Below are 17,082 nucleotides of genomic sequence, written 5' to 3' on the forward strand. Positions count from 1 at the left end.
AGTTTTTCAGAAGAGGCGTCTTCGAATTTCAGAAAGGTCTACGACGGTGTCTTTCACCCTCAGACAACTACGCTACTTCATTGCAACCGCCGAGACGGGGCAGATTTCTCAGGCGGCGGTGGAGCTCTCGATCTCGCAATCGGCGGTGACGACGGCGATCAAGGAACTTGAAGCGGTCGTCGGAGCCGCCCTTTTTCTGCGTTCGCCCCATGGCATGGACCTGACAGGCGCTGGCCGGCAGTTTCTGTCGCATGCCTACGATATCCTGAAAAAAGTCGATGAGGCGGCGCGCATGCAGGTCGTCAGCAACGACGTTGAGGGCACGCTGGCGGTGGCGGCGACATATACGGTGATCGGCTATTTCCTGCCGCTGCATATCGAACGGTTGGGGCGGCTCTTTCCCAAGCTCGAGATTCAGCTCTTTGAACTGAACCGGGAGTCGATCGAAGAAGGGTTGCTGAGCAACCGCTATGACATTTCGGTCTTGCTCACGTCCAACATCCTCAACCCGTCGCTGACTACCGAGAAGGTTCTCAGTTCCATCCGCAGGCTCTGGGTACCGGCACAACACCATCTGCTGGCGCTGGATTCCGTCGGCCTCAAGGAGATTGCCGAGGAGCCCTATATCATGCTCACCGTCGACGAGGCGGCCTACTCATCATTGAAATACTGGAGCCACAGCGGCTACCAGCCCCGGATCACACTCAGAACGTCGTCGGTGGAAGCCGTGCGCTCGCTCGTCGCCAACGGCCAGGGCGTCGCCATTCTCTCGGACATGGTGCACCGGCCATGGTCGCTGGAAGGCAGACGCATCGAGACGATCAACGTCCGCGATCCGGTCCCGGCCATGGACGTGGGCCTTGCATGGCGCAAGGATGTGGAATTCACGCCGGCAATGACTGCATTTCGATCCTACTTCCGCCAGGCTTTCAATCTGCCTGACCTGCGGGGTTGATCTGCCTTGGTTGCACACCTCGACGGCTTTCAAGCCGCGGGGGCACCGAAGCGGTGTTCTGGAAATAGCGTTCCAGACGATACATTATGCGATCTTTTTAGCCCAAAACGTGCACATCCTCGCAACAAGCCGTGCATGGGGCCTATGAAGAACGGCTCCCTTCGACCCCAATGCAGACGCTCGCCGGCCCGGTCCAGAACTCCGACGCTGGTGCCATCAGCGGACATAGTGAACTACAAAAATGCCTGCCTGCGCTTCTCGAGCATTGGGGAAAGCAAGGAAGTATCCCTGCTCTCCGCGGTTCTCCGCCTTCGTTTACGGGTCGGAAAAGACTTGCGTCGCCACCGCCATCGCCGCCTGAACACGACTGAAACCAGCATAGGGAAGCATGTGGAGAATCGCCTCTGTCACTTCTTGCTTTGTCGCCCCGGTGTTCAAGGCCGCCTCGACGTGGACCTTCAACGGCGTTTCATCCGCTGCTGTTCCACGCGCCGTCAATGCGGCGACTGTGGCCAGTTCCCGCGATTTGAGATCGAGGCCGAGCCTTGAGAACACCTCTCCATAGGCGAACTCAACGATATAGCGGCCGAGATCAGGCGCGATGTCGCGGAAAGCATCGACGACGCCCTCGCCAGATACCTGACTGGTTGCGGCCATTGCAGAGACACCTCTGTTGAAGCGTGCGTCATCTGGTTCCGACTGTGAGCGTTGCGTGGCGATAGCCTCGCCCGTGAGTGACGGCGCAGCCAGGCCACCCGCTTCCACTTCCGCAAAGACATCTAACGCAGGTGCTACTGCCGTCAATGCCTGCGGCCAACCGATATAGACCGGCATCTGGATCAGCAATTCGGTGATTTCGGCACGTGTCCAACCCGTGCGCAGACATGCCTCGACATGGAAGCGAACCCTGCTGTCGAGATTGCCGATGGCGATCACCATGGCGAGTGTCGCCAGTTCGCGATCCTTCAGCGCGAGCCCCGGCCGATTCCAGATTTCGCCATGCGCAAATTCTACCGTCAGCCGATCGAGATCCGGGGATGGGCCGCTGCCTTCAATCACACGTCGGACAAAGGCGCCGGCGTCATCCCCGCCTGTCTTGAGCAGTTGTTCGACGCCGAGCACCCAGTCGTCGCCGTCCGGCCGCCCCGTGCCCGTTCCGACGGTGACGCCGCGCTCGGCGAACACGTCGCGGGCGAGTAGCATTGCGTCTAGTGCGAAAGGAAAACCGCCATAGACGACGCTGTGGAGCAAGGTTTCGACAACCTCGCGCGGGCTCCAACCAGTTTCCAGCATCCCGGCGATATGAAAGCGCAGAGCTGGGCGGGCCGTGCCGAGTGTGGTAATGACAGCGACATTGATGAGCTCGCGAGTTTTCTGGGGCAGGCCTGGGCGCGCCATCACGTCGCCATAGGCATGTTCGATAAGTAGCGTGGAAAGATCCGGAGAAAGCGGATCCAGGTTCCGGCTGACGTCGCCGCCGCCAACGGCCCTGAGCGCCTCGAGGCCCCTTGCGCGGCGATCAGCGCCTGGTTCCTCGCTGGATTGAGCAGCCGCAGAATTGCCCAGAGCGGCCGCTGTCATCAGTCCCATGGTTGTTTGGATCATCGTTCGTCTGCCCCGATCTGTGGTACGGTCACCATCAGGCCTGGCAACTTTCCATGTCTTGATCATCGATGTGAGCATCCTTTGGTCTATTTTGATATTTCGTGCCTTTTGGGACGGCACAGGCGATCGTCACCCGATCGCTGAGATGCAGCCAAAGCATCGCCCGGCGTTTGCAATAAATCCAATGCATATTTAGTATCGCCCTCATGAAGCTGGTAAATATCGCGAACATTGATCTCAATCTTCTGGTGGTGTTCGACGCTCTGGTAGCGGAAGGGCATGCCACCCGCGCCGCACAGCGGATAGGTCTCACTCAGCCAGCGGTCAGCCACGCGCTCAACCGGCTGCGTGCTCTGTTCGGAGATCCTCTCTTCATCCGCTCGCCGCGCGGCATGGTCCCGACGCCGGCTGCACTGGACGCCGCTCCGGCCATCCGCTCAATCCTCGAGCAGGTCGAAAGTGTTCTGCGCGGGGGCCGGATCTTCGAACCAGAAGAGAGCGGTCGACAGTTCGTGCTTGGCCTCTCGGATTATGCGGCCTTCGTGCTTTTGCCCCAATTGACCGCACGGATGGAACGCGAAGCGCCGAAGATATCGCTCGTGATCCGCAACACCAGCCACAGTGTCGGCCTGCCGATGCTGGAGGAGGGATCAGTCGAACTCATTGCCGGCAACTTTCCCGAGCCGCCGTCTCACCTGTGTGAGGAACTGCTTTACGAGGAGGATTTTGTCTGTGCTGGCCGAGGCGACCACCCAGACCTTGCGGATCCCCTCGACCTCGACCGCTATCTATGCCTGCGACATCTTCAGGTGTCGACGAGAGGTAATCCGCATGGCTATGTCGACGCCGTCCTGGCGGAGCGCGGATTGAAGAGGAAGGTCGCTGTTACCGTTGGGCATTTCTTGATGGCGCCCCTTCTGGTCGAATCCTCGAACCTCGTGGCCACCGAACCCCGCCGCCTTTTTGGGTCACTGCCCAGCCCGCTGCCGCTTCGCTTCTTTCCGCCCCCGATCGATATTCCGCCGTTTCGGGTTGTCCAGGCTTGGCATGCACGTCATGACGCGGATCCCGGCCACCAATGGCTTCGACGCGTCGTTCGGGAGATTGCGCAACAAACGTGATGCACCGTTTGTGCTCATGAGCGGCCCTCCTGCATTTCAAATCATGAACCTGGGCAATTCCGTGGCTAAAACATCGACGGCAACGCGGACCTTCAGCGGCAGATGCCGCGTCTGCAGCCATACAGCATGGCAATCATAAAGGAACGGTGCCTGATCGGGGAGAAGCCGGATAAGAGCGCCTGTCTCGATCCGCTCCCTCACCAGCCAGTATGGAAGCCATGCAAGCCCCGCCTCGGATGTCGCGGCATCGGCGATGGCATCGAGATCATCGAGGCGGAATCGGTTGAGCGGAAGCACTTCGAATGGCGTTTGGCCCTGCTGTGGGAACAGCCAAGGCGGAACAGGGCCGGATCGGCGATAGACGACTGCTTTGTGCTGCGCCAACTCCTCCACCGTCTTCGGCCGGCCATGGGTTTCGAGGTAAGCCGGTGAGGCGCAAACGATCATTGGCTGGCGCGCGACACGACGCGCGATCAATCCGGCCCTGTCCGCCAGTGTGCCCGTGCGGATGGCGAGATCATAGCCATCTTCCGCAAGATCGGTGAGGCGATCGTTGAAGGAGAGGTCAAGCTCCAGTGCCGGATACTGGCGTGCGAGTTGCAGCAGTACGGGCATGACGCAGCGCCGGCCGAAATGGACCGGCATGGTGACGCGCAGTTTTCCGCGCGGTTCGGAAAGCTGGTCGGCCGCAAGCGCATCCGAAGCTTCCGCCTCGGCAAGAATGACGCGGCAGCGCTCGTAGTAGGCGCGACCAAAATCGCTCAGGCTTTGACGCCGCGTGGTGCGGTTAATGAGGCGCACACCGAGCCGCTCCTCCAGAAACCGGATATGCTTGCCGACCATTGGCCCGGAGAGCTCGAGCGCGCTTGCGGCCGCCGCGAACGAGCCGAGATCGACGGCCTTGACGAACACGGCCATGCTTGTCAGGCGATCCATATTCAAAACCTTTGGTTTCTACTGTGCTGACTAGTCCGCTATTTATCTGCTGAAACACTGCTGTCATAGCTCATTCCGTTCACTTGTTTTGGTGTTTAGCCATGACGCGCGTCGTTCGCTTTACGAGCTTGGTGGTCCGGAAGTTCTGCGGATCGAAGATGTGGATGTTCCGGAGCCCGGTCGGGGCGAGGTTCGGATCCGGGTCAAGGCGCTCGGCCTCAACCGAGCCGAAGCCCTGCTACGGTCAGGCAACTATATTGAAACGGCGCAATTACCTTCCAGCCTCGGCCTGGAAGCCGCGGGCGTCGTGGAAAAAGTCGGCGAAGGCGTGGACGGCTTCGCGCCGGGCGATGCGGTCAGCGTGGTGCCGGCGAGGTCGATGATCCGCTGGCCGTCGTATGGCGAGCTCGCGACCTTTCCCGCCGCGCTCCTCGTCAAGCATCCGACATCGCTTAGTTGGGAGGGGGCGGCCGCCGTCTGGATGCAGTATCTCACCGCCTACGGCGGGCTGATCGACATCGGTGGGCTCGGCCGCCAGGATTTCGTCGTCATTACCGCGGCGTCAAGCAGCGTCGGACTGGCCGCGATCCAGATTGCCAACAAGGTTGGCGCGATACCGATCGCAGTCACCCGGACATCGGCCAAGAGGCAGGCGCTGCTGGAGGCCGGCGCGGCGTATGTCATCGCCTCCGCGGAGGAAGACCTGGAAGCCCGCCTGAAGGAAATTGCCGGCCCACAGGGCGTTCGGGTGGTGTTCGATCCGATCGGCGGACCGATCTTCGAGCCTTTGACCGCTGCCATGTCGCCAGGCGGCATTCTCATCGAGTATGGCGGCCTGAGCCCCGAGCAGACGCCCTTTCCGCTGTTCACCGTGCTCAGCAAGAGCCTGATGCTGCGCGGCTACCTCGTTCACGAGGTGATCGGCGATCCGGCCCGGCTGGAACCCGCCAAGGCGTTCATTCTCGACGGGGTGATATCGGGGTCGCTCCAACCGGTCATCGCCAGGACCTTTGCGTTCGATCAGATTGTCAAGGCGCATCGCTTTCTGGAATCCAATGAACAATTCGGCAAGATCGTTGTGACGGTTTGACCAACGCAAATCCGCTCCGAAGTACGTCGACTTGGACGGCCGGATAAACTCTTCTGCGATGGTGGTCAGTGCGAACAACCGACCCATCGCAGCCATTCGCCCGCAGAGTCTTGCAAGACAGGAATGGGTACGAAAAGGAGACAAAGCAATAATGCTTCCTCGGCCAGATCCTCATTGATCCGAGTTCTGCCTGTCCGCACGCTGGGCGTTGAACAGCGGTAGCCGTCTTCGGCTCAACCCCCTACCCACCAGCCACGGCGGCGGTGGAATGAGCAAAACGCACGGTAGATTGGTCTGTTTGTGCTGTTCCGACTGAGCGATCCGCATCTCATCATTGCGGAACACAATGCTTCACCGGAGGATCCAAATGACAATCTATAACATTGCTCTTATCGGGTTTGGTGGCGTCAATCGCGCTTTGGCCGAACTCATCGCGACGAAGAACCCGCTCTGGGAACGAGACCTGGGTTTCCGTCTGAACATCGTCGCTGTCAGCGACCTCTATCTCGGTGCCGTTATTTCGCCGAACGGGCTCGATGCCAAGACCTTGGTTGAAGCGAACTTCACGAAAGGCGGCTTTGGCCAGCTCTCTGGCGGCAGCGCGGAAGCCAATAACGAAACAATCATCAAGACGGCGCCTGCTGACATAATCGTCGAAGCAACGTTTACAAACCCGAAGGACGGCGAGCCGGCTGTTTCGCACTGCCGCTGGGCCCTGCAGTCCGGCAAGCATGTCGTCACCACGAACAAAGGGCCGGTCGCGATCGCTGCGCAGGAACTGAAGGCTCTTGCAAAGGCGCACGGCGTTCATTTCGAATATGAGGGCTCCGTCATGAGTGGCACCCCTGTCATCCGTATGGCAGAAAAGACGCTTGCCGGCGCGGAGATGAAGGGCTTCGAGGGCATCTTGAACGGTACTTCGAACTTTGTCCTCGGCCGTATGGAACGCGGCCTTGACTTCGCAACTGCGGTCAAGGAGGCTCAGATACTCGGCTATGCGGAAGCCGATCCGACCGCCGATGTCGAAGGTTTTGACGTTCGCCTCAAGGTAGTGATCCTGGCAAACGAGCTGCTGGGGGCAAGCCTCAAGCCCGAAGAGGTCACGTGCACGGGGATCTCCAACCTTTCTCCTTCCGATATCGAAAACGCGAAAGCAGTAAATAGCCGTTGGAAGTTAATCGGATCGGCGGTTCGGAATGAAGACGGGACGGTAACAGGCAGTGTTTCCCCGAAGCAACTTCCCTTCGAGCATCCACTCGCTGGTGTAAACGGCGCGACCAATGCCGTATCGCTTAACACCGAACTGCTCGGCTCTGTCACCGTCACAGGCCCTGGCGCCGGCCGGATCGAGACCGCTTATGCGCTGCTGTCCGATATTGTCGCCATCCACAACGCCCGGAGAGCCACAGCTACGAAGGAGGCCGCATGATGCAGAGCCTCGCCCTCAGCAAGAAGACGTCCGTGGACGAGATCATTATCAGCAATCCCTTCGACGGCAGCTTTGTCGGAACAGTCTCTGAGACCGGTGCCGACAGTGTGAACCTGCTGCTTGAGCGCGCCAATCGTGGTGCCCAGATCGCACGGTCCCTACGCCGTCATAGACGCTCCGCAATTCTCGAAAAGGCGGCAGCGACTGTTGAAGCCCAAAAGGAGGATTTTGCACTCCTGATCGTGCGGGAAGCGGGGAAGACAATCACCCAGGCCCGCAAGGAGGCTACGCGGTGTGTCAATACTTTGAAGCTCTCGGCGGAGGAAGCCAAGCGGAATGCTGGCGAGGTGATCCCCTTTGATTCCTATGCCGGCTCGGAATCCCGTCAAGGCTGGTACACACGGGAGCCGCTCGGCATCATCACTGCAATAACGCCTTACAATGACCCACTCAATCTCGTGGCCCACAAGCTCGGCCCCGCGATCGCCGGCGGCAATGCGGTACTCCTGAAACCTTCGGAGCTTACGCCTCTGTCGGCCATCAAGCTGGTGGACGTGCTGCTCGAAAGCGGTTTGCCGGATGAAGTCATCACGGTAGCTATCGGCGGGGCGGAGCTGGGAGAAGCGCTCGTTTCGGCCAGGGACGTCCGGATGATCTCCTTCACGGGTGGTTTTTCGACCGGCGAGGCCATCGCGAAGAGTGCCGGCATCAAGAAGCTCGCGATGGATCTCGGCGGAAATGCACCGGTTATCGTCATGGAAAACAGCCATCTTGACGCGGCGGTTGAAGAGTGCGTGTCGGGTGCCTACTGGGCGGCGGGCCAGAACTGCATCGGCACGCAGCGGATTTTGGTCCAGCGGCCCATCTATGAGCGCTTCAAGGCGGAGTTCCTCGCTCGGACTGCCGGGCTCAAGACCGGCAATCCGATGGAAGCAGATACTGACGTGGGACCGATGATTTCCGAAAAGGCGGTTGGCCGAGCTGCTGCCATGGTCGAGCGCGCAATCGCCGCTGGCGCTACACTCCTTTGCGGGCACAGGCCCTCCGGCACTCTCTACCCCCCGACAGTGCTGGAGAACGTGCCAGCAACGTGCGACGTGTGGAATGAGGAGGTCTTTGCACCGATTGTCATCCTGCAGCCGTTCGATGAACTGGATGAGGCAGTCCAGCTGGCAAACAGCCCGGAATACAGCCTCCACGCTGGTATCTTCACCAATGATCTGGAGGAGGCTCTCGATGCCGCCAATCAAATCGACGCCGGAGGTATCATGATCAATGACTCGTCCGACTATCGGTTCGACGCGATGCCCTTTGGCGGCTTCAAATACGGCAGCATGGGACGTGAAGGCGTTCGGTTTGCCTATGAAGACATGACCCAGCCGAAGGTCGTCTGCATCAATCGGCTGAAGCGGTGACAGGCGCCGCTTCCTCCAGCTCAGCCCATCAGTGCTTCCGGGAGTCAAAGATGTTCAAAGGATCCATCACAGCGCTCGTCACGCGGTTCGCTGATGGGAAGGTCGATGAGGCTGCGCTTCGCAGCCTCATCGAGTGGCAGATCGCCGAGGGCTCGTCCGGCCTTGTTCCATGCGGGACCACCGGGGAAAGCCCGACCCTCAGCCATGCCGAGCACAAGCAAGTCGTGGAGATCGCGATCGCGACCGCCAAAGGTCGTGTTCCCGTTATTGCCGGGGCAGGCTCCAACAGCACCGAGGAAACAATCGACTTTGTGCGTCACGCCCAAGAGGCTGGCGCAGATGGTTTGTTGATCGTCTCCCCATACTATAACAAGCCCACGCAAGAGGGGATTTATCAGCATTTCAAGGCGATCGATGCCGAAGCTTCGCTCCCGATCATCGTCTACAATATTCCAGGGCGGAGTGTGATCGATATTCAGGTCGAAACGCTCGCCCGCATTTTCAACGATTGCCGGAACGTAAAGGGTGTCAAGGATGCGACGGGCAATCTCTTGCGCCCGTCGCTCGAGCGGATGACCTGCGGCAAAGAGTTCAATCTTCTAACTGGCGAAGATGGGACGGCCCTGGCTTGTACGGCCCACGGAGGTCACGGCTGTATCTCAGTGACCGCAAACGTCGCTCCCCGGCTGTGTGCAGAATTTCAGCAGGCATGCCTGAACGGCGATTACGCCGCCGCATTGGCTCTGCAGGACCGACTGATGCCCCTTCACCACGCACTGTTCCTCGAGACCAGTCCGGCCGGCGCTAAATTCGCTTTGGCTCAACTCGGCAAAATCAGCGGCGACTTGCGCCTTCCTCTCGTTGAGGTTAGCCCATCGGTTCAGAAAGCAATCACTGCTGCAATGCGCCACGCCGGAATTCTGCATCAGGGGAGTAGAGAATGAGAATTGAACGCATGCACCGAGGGAATTGAAGTCGACTTGACCGCACATACGTCGCTAAGTTCATCAGCCTCATAAGGGTAGAAGAATGGCTGTTTTTACCGAGCTCTCTGATGAAGATCGCCAATCGATCACTGCAGCCTATGGTTTTACGTCGCTCTCGTCGGTGATTGGGATCGCTGACGGCGACAGCGAGACGACCTACCTGTTTCGCGCCCAGGAAGGCGAATTCATCGTTACGCTCTTCGAGAACGGGGCCCAGCCTTTAGATCTCGAAAGAGCCTTCGAAACCATGGAGGCGCTCCATCGAGAGGGCGTCCCCTGCCCCAAACCGCTGCGCACCGTCGAGGGCCACGCCACGTGCCGGGCCGCGGATCGATTGGTTGCCGTCGTCAGCTTCGTACCGGGCTCCTCATCCACCATTGCAGGCGCGGCAAAATGCCGAAGCCTGGGACGTGTGATGGCTCAGATCCATACTGTCTTGGAACGAAAGGAAAAGCGCACATCAAGGGATCTTCCAGCTGGGGCTGTTCACGGCGCGTTGGTCCAAGAGAATGTTTTTTTCCTCGGAGAGGAAGTAAGCGGGGTCATCAACTTCAGGCTGCGGCACGATGATGCGCTGTTGTCAGAGGTTGCGGATGTGCTTGTCGGTTGGGCGGGGGAATCCAACGGAGAACTGAACAAGGAACGGGCGCGGGCGGTACTGCAGGGTTATGAAGAGGTTCGAAGCCTGAGCGGCGCGGAAAAGGAAGCATTAGCGGGTTTTATAATGGCTTCGACATCGAGGCGATTTGCCAGTCAGAAGGAAAGAACCTTACTACCGGAAATCGCCGTGGTAGCTTACCGGTCAGTAACGCTCGAAATTCTAGGCTGATCGACCGGCTGCAACCCCATGAAATATCTTCTCGATCGAACTGACGAACAGATACTCGTCGAATTGAAGGCCAACGCCCGGATCTCGCACGCGGAGTTGTCGGCGAAGGTGAATCTTTCGCGTAACGCCGTGCGAGTGCGGATCGAACGACTGGAGCGAGAAGGCTTCATCAAAGGATATACGATCGTGACCGGCGATGGGAGTAGCCAACACGTTACGACCGCACTGATCTTCGTCTACCGGCACGATCGCATGAGGGGCGGCGACGTCATCCAGGCGCTGCGGAAAATCCCGGAAGTCGTCGCTTGCGACGTTATGACCGGCGACTTCGATCTCCTCGTCAGGGTAGAGTCTGCCGAGGCCGACCGCATCCGGCAGATTTGGCAGCATATAGCCGAGATGCCGGGGGTGCGCGATACGCTAACTGCCTTTGCTCTCTCCTCTGTAATCCGGAAATAGAGTGCCGCAAAACAGAGGCACATCCTGTTTGGACTTTACCGCAAAAGGAGACGCGTTCAGATCAGCGATCGCTGACACCGAGCGCAGACGCGTTTGTTAACGCCCTCCTTAAGGCGACATTCAGGCGACGTAAATTGTCGCCTTCAGGTGAGATGAGGCATGCTTCTGACGCAGGCCCGCCCCGGCGGCATGGCACTATCAAGAGGTTCAAATGATGATAACCGAACGAGGAACCCAGTTCTATATTGGCGGGGAGTGGCAAGAATACGCGGACGCAACAAGTCTGCCCGTCGTTGATCCCGCCTCGGAACGGGTTATCGGCCATATCGCCGCCGGAGAGGCAAACCACGTCGATCTCGCGGTTGCGGCAGCTCGCAAGGCCTTCCCCGCCTTCTCTCAATCATCTGTGTCCGAAAGGCTTGAGCTCCTCGGCAGGGTGTATGCGCTCCTCAACGAGAGAGCGGAACTGTTCGCCGAAGCTCTCGTCATGGAGATGGGCGCGGCGATCAGCTTCGCGCGTGCCTCGCAGTTTTTTTTCGCTGCCGAGCACGTTCGCGTCCAGATGGAGGTGCTTGAGAAATACCCGTTCCTGACGATTAATGGGCAAACCGCGACGGCCAAGGAGCCGATCGGCGTTTGCGCCCTGATCACCCCGTGGAACTGGCCACTCTACCAGATCACCGCCAAGGCCGCCCCGGCGATCGCGGCGGGCTGCACCGTCGTCCTCAAGCCCAGTGAGCTGTCCCCCTACAGCGCCTTGCTCTTCGCCCAACTGATGCATGATGCAGGCACTCCGCCAGGCGTGTTCAACCTGGTTAATGGCACTGGAGACAGTGTCGGCGCAGCTCTCGCCGGCCATCCGGATGTCGACATGATCTCGATTACCGGCTCGACGCGTGCGGGGGTGCTCGTCGCGCAGGCGGCGGCCCCGACGGTCAAGCGGGTGGTCCAGGAACTTGGCGGCAAATCACCCAACATCCTGCTCGATGATGCTGATTTCGCCGAGGCGGTGCCAAAGGGCGTCCTTGCCGGAATGCGCAATGTCGGACAGTCATGCAGCGCCCCGACGCGCATGCTCGTACCCGCCCATCGGCTTGCGGAAGTCGAAGCTCTGGCCGGTAAAACTGGGCGCGCCATCCGCGTGGGCGACCCGCGCGATCCCGAGACCGCCATGGGGCCCATCGCCAATCGCGCCCAGTATGAGCGGGTGCAGGCGATGATCCGTGCGGGAATTGATGAAGGCGCGAAGCTCCTCTGCGGCGGACTGGGACGTCCAGCAGGTCAGGATCGAGGCTTCTTCGCACAGCCGACGATCTTTTCCGAGGTTCGGCCGGACATGCGCATCGCTCGCGAGGAAATCTTCGGACCCGTGCTGGTAATCATTCCATATCGCGACGAAGAAGAGGCAATCGCGATCGCCAACGACACGGTTTATGGACTAGGAGCCCATGTCCAGTCCTCGGATCCGGGGCGGGCACGGAGGGTTGCCTCCCGGATCCGCGCCGGGCAAGTTCATATCAACTATCCGGCGTGGGACGGGACGGCTGCGTTCGGTGGCTACAAGCGCTCGGGCAATGGCCGCGAATATGGCGTTCACGGGCTCGAGGAGTATCTCGAGACGAAGGCCATCCTGGGCTATTGACTACCCGGATCCGCACGAGCGGCTCGCCAGGGCGGCGGCTTCAGCGCCTGTCGAAGCATCGTCAGGAAGGCGGCAGTCCGGGCGCTTCGCCCGTGCCGCGAGCCGAGCATCGCGACGATGTCGGCCGGCGGGAGCTTCCAGTTGGGCAGCACCTGCCGCAGCCGTCCGTCAGCGAGATCTTCTGCGACGTTCCACTCGGAACGGATCATGATGCCCTGACCGGCAAGCGCCCACTCGCGGATGACGGCACCATCGTTGCTCGACAGGACCGGATTGACGCGCACCGTCGCAATCTCCTGCCGCGGCCCCTTGAAGCGCCACAGCGTCACGTCCTCGTCGTTCTCGCGAACCGCTAGACAACGATGTTGAGCAAGATCGGCGGGCGCTGAAATGGGCGGTGCAGCGTCAAGATATGTCGGACTTGCGCAGAGAATTCGCGGGTTCGGTGCCAATGTCGTAACGACCTGGTCCAGATGCCCCGGCGCCCCGATATGAACAACGACATCATAGCTTTCAACGAGCAGAGCCGTCGGATGATCGGATAGCTGCAGAGTAGCGGTCGCGCCGCCGTGCTCTCGCGCGAATGCTTCCACGACCGGGGCCACATAGAGCCGTCCGAAGCCGTGGGGGGCTGCGACCCTGAGGTGTCCGCGAACCACACCCCTGCGATCAGCTAAGGCTTCGGCGAGCGAATCGATGGCCTCACTGACGATAACGCTATGAGAAGCGACCAATGAACCCTCTTCCGTGAGCCGCAGCCGCCGTCCGGACCGGTCGATCAGCCGCACCCCGACTTTCTCCTCCAGGGCACGCAAGCGCTGTGTCACCGCCGGAGGCGTCACGTTTAGTTTTCTCGCGCTGTCGGCGAGAGACTTCGAGCCTGTGAGAACCGAGAAGAAGGCAAGATCGTCGGAGGTCAACATTAATCAGCACCTGAAGCGAACATTCACCAGCCATTAATTGTCATCTTCATGGTTTGACTACAAGGTGAAATCCCGAATTGGAGATCAGTTTCATGGTTCTAGCGACGACCGACCCCACCTCCCGGCTGGCCGCCTCGGCCAGCCTTGAGGACCTGGAAACACCCTGTTTGGTACTGGACGCAGACCGAATGGACAGGAATGTTCTGCGGCTCAGGAGCCGACTTGACGCCATGGGAGTGTCCCTCCGGCCGCATTTGAAGACCGCCAAGTCGATCGAAGTGGCACGGCGGGTGATGACCTCACCGGAAGGACCGGCAACCGTCTCTACCCTGAAGGAGGCTGAACAGTTCGCGGCGGCAGGCGTCCGGGACATGATCTATGCAGTCGGCATCGCTCCAGCCAAGCTCGAGCGTGTCGCGGAGCTGCGAGCGAGCGGCGTGGATCTCGTGGTCACTCTGGATACTGTTCAGCAGGCACGAGCGGTGGCCGAGGCGTCTCGGCGGGCCGGGACGCGCATCCCCGCCATGATCGAGATCGACTGCGACGGCCATCGCTCGGGTGTGCGCGCCACTGATCAGGCGCAGCTGGTGGAAATCGGGCGGGCGCTGACGGCAGATGGCGAGCTGCGTGGCGTCCTCACCCATGCCGGCGACAGCTATAATGGGGGAAGCATCGAGGCGCTGCGGCGCTACGCGGAGACGGAGCGCCTGGCCGTCGTGGACGCCGCGCGCATTCTGGACGCCGCGGGCCTGCCGTGCCCCGTCGTCAGCGTCGGCTCGACACCGACGGCCCATCACGCGACGGATCTCGCCGGAGTGACCGAAGTGCGCGCCGGCGTATTCGTCTTCTTCGACCTGGTGATGGCTGGGCTGGGCATTTGCCAAATCGACGACATCGCGCTTAGCGTGCTTGCGACGATCATCGGTCACCAGCGCGAGAAAGGCTGGATCATTACCGATGGCGGATGGATGTCGCTGTCGCGGGACCGTGGCACTGGCAAGCAGGCCGTCGACCAGGGCTATGGTCTGGTATGCGACGTGGATGGCACGCCCTATCATGACATCATCGTTTCCGACGCGAACCAGGAACATGGAATTATAGCGGTGCGCCCCGGGTCGAATGCACGACTGCCGGACCTGGCGGTCGGAGAACGGGTGCGGATCCTGCCAAACCACGCCTGTGCAACCGCTGCGCAGCACGAAACCTATCACGTGGTCCGCGGCCGCTCGCACGTTATCGAGACCCGCTGGACCCGCTTCGGAGGCTGGTGATGCCCAAATCCATAACTGTGAATACCGATCGAGTACCAAGCCCAGCGGGCCACTACTCACAAGCAAAGCTTGTCGGTCAGCACCTCTACATTTCGGGCCAGCTACCGATCCGACCGGGTGGAGAAGCCCTGGCGGACGACAGCTTCGAGACCCAGGCGGCGCAGGCGCTCGACAACCTGCTGGCAATTCTTGAAGCCGCAGGCGGGAACCCCGCCGATCTCGTCAGGGTGACTGCCTACATCGTCGGCGTGGCCAACTGGCCTCGCTTCAACCAGGTTTATGCGGCGCGACTAGGGGATTCCCGCCCGGCTCGCACCGTCGTTCCAGTGCCGGAACTTCACTACGGCTATCTCGTGGAAGTCGATGCAATAGCCGTCATTGCCTCCGATGCTCCTGCCGGAGGGGCAGGAAAAAGTGCCGTATAGATCGGCCGCCAAAGTTCAGGTCAGCCCCCATGTCTCCGATTGTCAAACGCATACAGAACGATCAAGAGCTTCCCGCCAAGGCGGATGTCGTCGTCATCGGCGGCGGCATTATCGGTGCAACGGCGGCATTCCTTCTCGCGGAGCGGGGACTGTCCGTCGCCCTGGTCGAAAAGGGCCATGTCGGAGGCGAGCAGTCGAGCCGCAACTGGGGTTGGTGCCGGCGGCAGAACCGGGATGAGCGCGAGCTGCCGCTCTCCGGTGTCGCTTTGCAGGTTTGGGATGAGTTTGCGGCGAAGATCGGAGAGGACGTCGGTTTCCGCCGATGCGGTCTGCTCTACGCTACCGATAATCCGCGGCAGCTTGCGGAATGGGAAGCATGGCGTGACACGGCTCGCCCGTTCAACGTCAATACCAGGATGCTCAGCGCCAAGGAAGCGGCTGCCGCAATTCCGGCAAACGGCCGCCGATGGCTGGGCGGGGTGCATTCGATCGATGACGGCAAAGCCGAACCCGCCATCGCCGCGCCGACGATTGCGAACGGCGCTCGCAAGTTTGGGGCGACGATCCACCAGGAGTGCGCTGCGCGAGGTCTCGATCTGGTCAATGGCGCGGTAGCCGGGGTGATCACCGAAAAGGGAACCATCCGGACACAAGCCGTTCTCTGCGCCGGCGGCGCCTGGACGTCGATGTTTTGTCGCCAGTACGGCGTTCTGTTTCCGCAGGCGAGCGTGCGCCAAACAGCGCTTCGTACGCGACCCACAAAGGATTTGGGTGAGGCGATCTATACGCCGCAGTGTGCGTTGACCCGCCGGCAGGATGGCAGCTACACGCTTGCGATCAGCGGCAGGGCTACACTGGATATCACCCCACAAGGCCTTCGCTACGCCCGCTGGTTCATGCCGATGTTCCTGGCGCGTCTGAAAGCGGTGCAAATAGGCATCGGCGAGTCCTTCTTTCATGGTCCGGAGGCATTCGGTAGCTGGAATGGCGACACACTGTCGCCCTTCGAACGGATGCGCGTTCTCGACCCCGCACCGAGCCGCCGCACGATCGCGGCCATTCTTCACCGGGTCACGGAACAGTTCCCTGCGATGGCAGGCATCGAGATCGCCGATAGCTGGGGGGCCTATGTGGATTGCACGCCGGACGCGGTACCGGTCATCTCGCCGGCCGATGGTGTGAAGGGCCTTTACCTGGCCGCGGGCGGTTCCGGCCACGGCTTCGGGCTCGGGCCGGGCATCGGCCACCTGGCGGCCGACTTGGTGGCCAATGATACGCCCTGTGTCGACCCCACCCCCTTCCGCCTGTCGCGTTTCGTTGACGGTTCGAAGGTCAAAGTCGGAGCAATCTGATCGTGGAGGGCAGATCAGGAGTAAGCCGTTATGGCGTCGCGCAGAAGGGGCCCAGGAGAATGCATTTGCGATGCATCGGTTTCCTAATGACCACGCCGAGTCGCTTTCACTCAGGTAAAAAAATGGAGAACTAGATGTCACTACTGAAAACCATCGACCCGAATCCATCGTTTGAACCGAAGCATAGAACTGCCGAGCCGGATCGCCTGATCGCCGGCAGCCCCGCTTTCAAGGCCTGGTTGCAGGACACTGCCAAGGAGGGCAGAGTCAATACCGGTGTTTTTGAGGCGACCCCGGGCGAGACGCACTCCATAAAGGGCGAAACGTTTGAGTTCTGCCATCTCGTTTATGGTGTGATCGAATTGACCGAGAAGGGTAAGGCGCCGGTCATTTATCGCGCGGGCGACAGCTTTGTCATGAAACCCGGCTATGTCGGAGTCTGGAAAACGATCGAGACGGTGCGGAAAATCTTCGTCACGGTCACCTGATCATTGAGGGAGCGTTGCGGTTTTGAGGTGCATTGTCTCCTAATTTCAGGTCGGGAACGGAGCGATCCCGTAGGCACGGCCCTTCGATCGGCTCCATCCCGAAATTTGGATGGGCGGTACATCCGCCCACGCTGTTTACCAAACCGGCTCGCGCTT

Annotated in this window: 15 protein-coding genes and 1 pseudogene; 13 read left to right on the forward strand and 3 right to left on the reverse strand. The window is 60.4% G+C overall.

What is annotated here, in order from left to right:
* Positions 1–46: 46 nt before the first annotated feature.
* A complete protein-coding gene (locus tag SJ05684_RS24180; RefSeq protein ID WP_034858395.1) occupies positions 47–955 on the forward strand; it encodes a LysR family transcriptional regulator in 909 nt (302 codons plus the stop codon).
* Between the two features lie 315 nt (positions 956–1,270).
* Here the strand turns inward: SJ05684_RS24180 and SJ05684_RS24185 are convergent, their stop codons facing one another.
* On the reverse strand, positions 1,271–2,560 hold the full coding sequence (locus SJ05684_RS24185; RefSeq protein ID WP_034858392.1) for a carboxymuconolactone decarboxylase family protein: 1,290 nt from the start codon (positions 2,558–2,560) through the stop codon (positions 1,271–1,273).
* Positions 2,561–2,766: 206 nt separating this feature from the next.
* On the opposite strand from SJ05684_RS24185, the gene SJ05684_RS24190 reads away from it, so the two are divergent.
* Positions 2,767–3,681 carry a LysR family transcriptional regulator gene (locus tag SJ05684_RS24190; protein WP_034858391.1) on the forward strand — a complete coding sequence of 305 codons (915 nt, stop codon included), beginning with the start codon at positions 2,767–2,769 and terminating at the stop codon, positions 3,679–3,681.
* A 36-nt stretch (positions 3,682–3,717) separates the two neighbouring features.
* On the opposite strand, the gene SJ05684_RS24195 is transcribed toward SJ05684_RS24190, so the two are convergent.
* A complete protein-coding gene (locus SJ05684_RS24195; RefSeq protein ID WP_095694365.1) occupies positions 3,718–4,617 on the reverse strand; it encodes a LysR family transcriptional regulator in 900 nt (299 codons plus the stop codon).
* Positions 4,618–4,718: 101 nt separating this feature from the next.
* Here SJ05684_RS24195 and SJ05684_RS24200 point away from each other — a divergent pair.
* The 7 genes and pseudogenes from SJ05684_RS24200 to SJ05684_RS24230 all read left to right on the forward strand — a co-directional run bounded on the left by SJ05684_RS24200 (position 4,719) and on the right by SJ05684_RS24230 (position 12,467).
* Positions 4,719–5,707, forward strand: a pseudogene (locus tag SJ05684_RS24200) (zinc-dependent alcohol dehydrogenase family protein).
* 367 nt (positions 5,708–6,074) lie between these two features.
* Entirely contained in the window at positions 6,075–7,136 is a 1,062-nt protein-coding gene (locus SJ05684_RS24205) for a homoserine dehydrogenase (RefSeq protein ID WP_034859547.1), read from the forward strand.
* Positions 7,136–8,551 (forward strand): aldehyde dehydrogenase family protein, encoded by a 1,416-nt coding sequence (locus SJ05684_RS24210; RefSeq protein ID WP_085939167.1) that lies wholly within the window; start codon positions 7,136–7,138, stop codon positions 8,549–8,551. Before SJ05684_RS24205 ends, SJ05684_RS24210 begins: the two co-directional genes overlap by 1 nt.
* A 50-nt stretch (positions 8,552–8,601) precedes the next feature.
* Complete coding sequence (dapA, locus tag SJ05684_RS24215; protein WP_034859550.1) at positions 8,602–9,495, forward strand: 4-hydroxy-tetrahydrodipicolinate synthase; 894 nt, start codon at positions 8,602–8,604, stop codon at positions 9,493–9,495.
* Between the two features lie 85 nt (positions 9,496–9,580).
* Entirely contained in the window at positions 9,581–10,366 is a 786-nt protein-coding gene (locus tag SJ05684_RS24220) for a phosphotransferase (RefSeq protein ID WP_034859552.1), read from the forward strand.
* Positions 10,367–10,384: 18 nt separating this feature from the next.
* A complete protein-coding gene (locus SJ05684_RS24225; RefSeq protein WP_034859554.1) occupies positions 10,385–10,825 on the forward strand; it encodes an Lrp/AsnC family transcriptional regulator in 441 nt (146 codons plus the stop codon).
* A 214-nt stretch (positions 10,826–11,039) separates the two neighbouring features.
* Entirely contained in the window at positions 11,040–12,467 is a 1,428-nt protein-coding gene (locus tag SJ05684_RS24230) for an aldehyde dehydrogenase family protein (RefSeq protein WP_034859563.1), read from the forward strand.
* Here the strand turns inward: SJ05684_RS24230 and SJ05684_RS24235 are convergent.
* Positions 12,461–13,390: a LysR family transcriptional regulator gene (locus tag SJ05684_RS24235; protein WP_034859555.1), complete on the reverse strand. Its 930-nt coding sequence runs from the start codon at positions 13,388–13,390 to the stop codon at positions 12,461–12,463. The genes SJ05684_RS24230 and SJ05684_RS24235 overlap by 7 nt on opposite strands.
* 92 nt (positions 13,391–13,482) lie before the next feature.
* Between SJ05684_RS24235 and SJ05684_RS24240 the strand changes: the two genes are divergently transcribed.
* The 4 genes from SJ05684_RS24240 to SJ05684_RS24255 all read left to right on the forward strand — a co-directional run bounded on the left by SJ05684_RS24240 (position 13,483) and on the right by SJ05684_RS24255 (position 16,926).
* The gene (locus SJ05684_RS24240) at positions 13,483–14,661 is read left to right on the forward strand and encodes a DSD1 family PLP-dependent enzyme (RefSeq protein ID WP_034859557.1); all 1,179 of its coding nucleotides are present in this window, start codon (positions 13,483–13,485) and stop codon (positions 14,659–14,661) included.
* The gene (locus SJ05684_RS24245; RefSeq protein ID WP_034859558.1) at positions 14,661–15,086 is read left to right on the forward strand and encodes a RidA family protein; all 426 of its coding nucleotides are present in this window, start codon (positions 14,661–14,663) and stop codon (positions 15,084–15,086) included. Before SJ05684_RS24240 ends, SJ05684_RS24245 begins: the two co-directional genes overlap by 1 nt.
* A gap of 29 nt (positions 15,087–15,115) precedes the next feature.
* Entirely contained in the window at positions 15,116–16,438 is a 1,323-nt protein-coding gene (locus SJ05684_RS24250) for an NAD(P)/FAD-dependent oxidoreductase (RefSeq protein ID WP_095694366.1), read from the forward strand.
* A 134-nt stretch (positions 16,439–16,572) separates the two neighbouring features.
* Positions 16,573–16,926, forward strand: coding sequence for a cupin domain-containing protein (locus SJ05684_RS24255; protein ID WP_034859560.1), 354 nt, complete (start codon positions 16,573–16,575; stop codon positions 16,924–16,926).
* Positions 16,927–17,082: the final 156 nt, after the last annotated feature.

Origin of the sequence: Sinorhizobium sojae CCBAU 05684 (genome assembly GCF_002288525.1) — a bacterium.
Classification (GTDB): Bacteria; Pseudomonadota; Alphaproteobacteria; order Rhizobiales; family Rhizobiaceae; genus Sinorhizobium; species Sinorhizobium sojae.

Excerpts from the sequence above, each read along its gene's own strand:
- SJ05684_RS24230 (WP_034859563.1), top strand. The coding sequence starts at position 11,040 with ATGATAACCGAACGAGGAACCCAGTTCTATATTGGCGGGGAGTGGCAA.
- SJ05684_RS24210 (WP_085939167.1), top strand. The coding sequence starts at position 7,136 with ATGCAGAGCCTCGCCCTCAGCAAGAAGACGTCCGTGGACGAGATCATT.
- SJ05684_RS24245 (WP_034859558.1), top strand. The coding sequence starts at position 14,661 with ATGCCCAAATCCATAACTGTGAATACCGATCGAGTACCAAGCCCAGCG.
- SJ05684_RS24235 (WP_034859555.1), bottom strand. The coding sequence starts at position 13,390 with ATGTTGACCTCCGACGATCTTGCCTTCTTCTCGGTTCTCACAGGCTCG.
- SJ05684_RS24250 (WP_095694366.1), top strand. The coding sequence starts at position 15,116 with ATGTCTCCGATTGTCAAACGCATACAGAACGATCAAGAGCTTCCCGCC.
- SJ05684_RS24195 (WP_095694365.1), bottom strand. The coding sequence starts at position 4,617 with ATGGATCGCCTGACAAGCATGGCCGTGTTCGTCAAGGCCGTCGATCTC.
- dapA (WP_034859550.1), top strand. The coding sequence starts at position 8,602 with ATGTTCAAAGGATCCATCACAGCGCTCGTCACGCGGTTCGCTGATGGG.
- SJ05684_RS24220 (WP_034859552.1), top strand. The coding sequence starts at position 9,581 with ATGGCTGTTTTTACCGAGCTCTCTGATGAAGATCGCCAATCGATCACT.
- SJ05684_RS24240 (WP_034859557.1), top strand. The coding sequence starts at position 13,483 with ATGGTTCTAGCGACGACCGACCCCACCTCCCGGCTGGCCGCCTCGGCC.
- SJ05684_RS24225 (WP_034859554.1), top strand. The coding sequence starts at position 10,385 with ATGAAATATCTTCTCGATCGAACTGACGAACAGATACTCGTCGAATTG.
- SJ05684_RS24190 (WP_034858391.1), top strand. The coding sequence starts at position 2,767 with ATGAAGCTGGTAAATATCGCGAACATTGATCTCAATCTTCTGGTGGTG.
- SJ05684_RS24255 (WP_034859560.1), top strand. The coding sequence starts at position 16,573 with ATGTCACTACTGAAAACCATCGACCCGAATCCATCGTTTGAACCGAAG.
- SJ05684_RS24205 (WP_034859547.1), top strand. The coding sequence starts at position 6,075 with ATGACAATCTATAACATTGCTCTTATCGGGTTTGGTGGCGTCAATCGC.
- SJ05684_RS24185 (WP_034858392.1), bottom strand. The coding sequence starts at position 2,560 with ATGATCCAAACAACCATGGGACTGATGACAGCGGCCGCTCTGGGCAAT.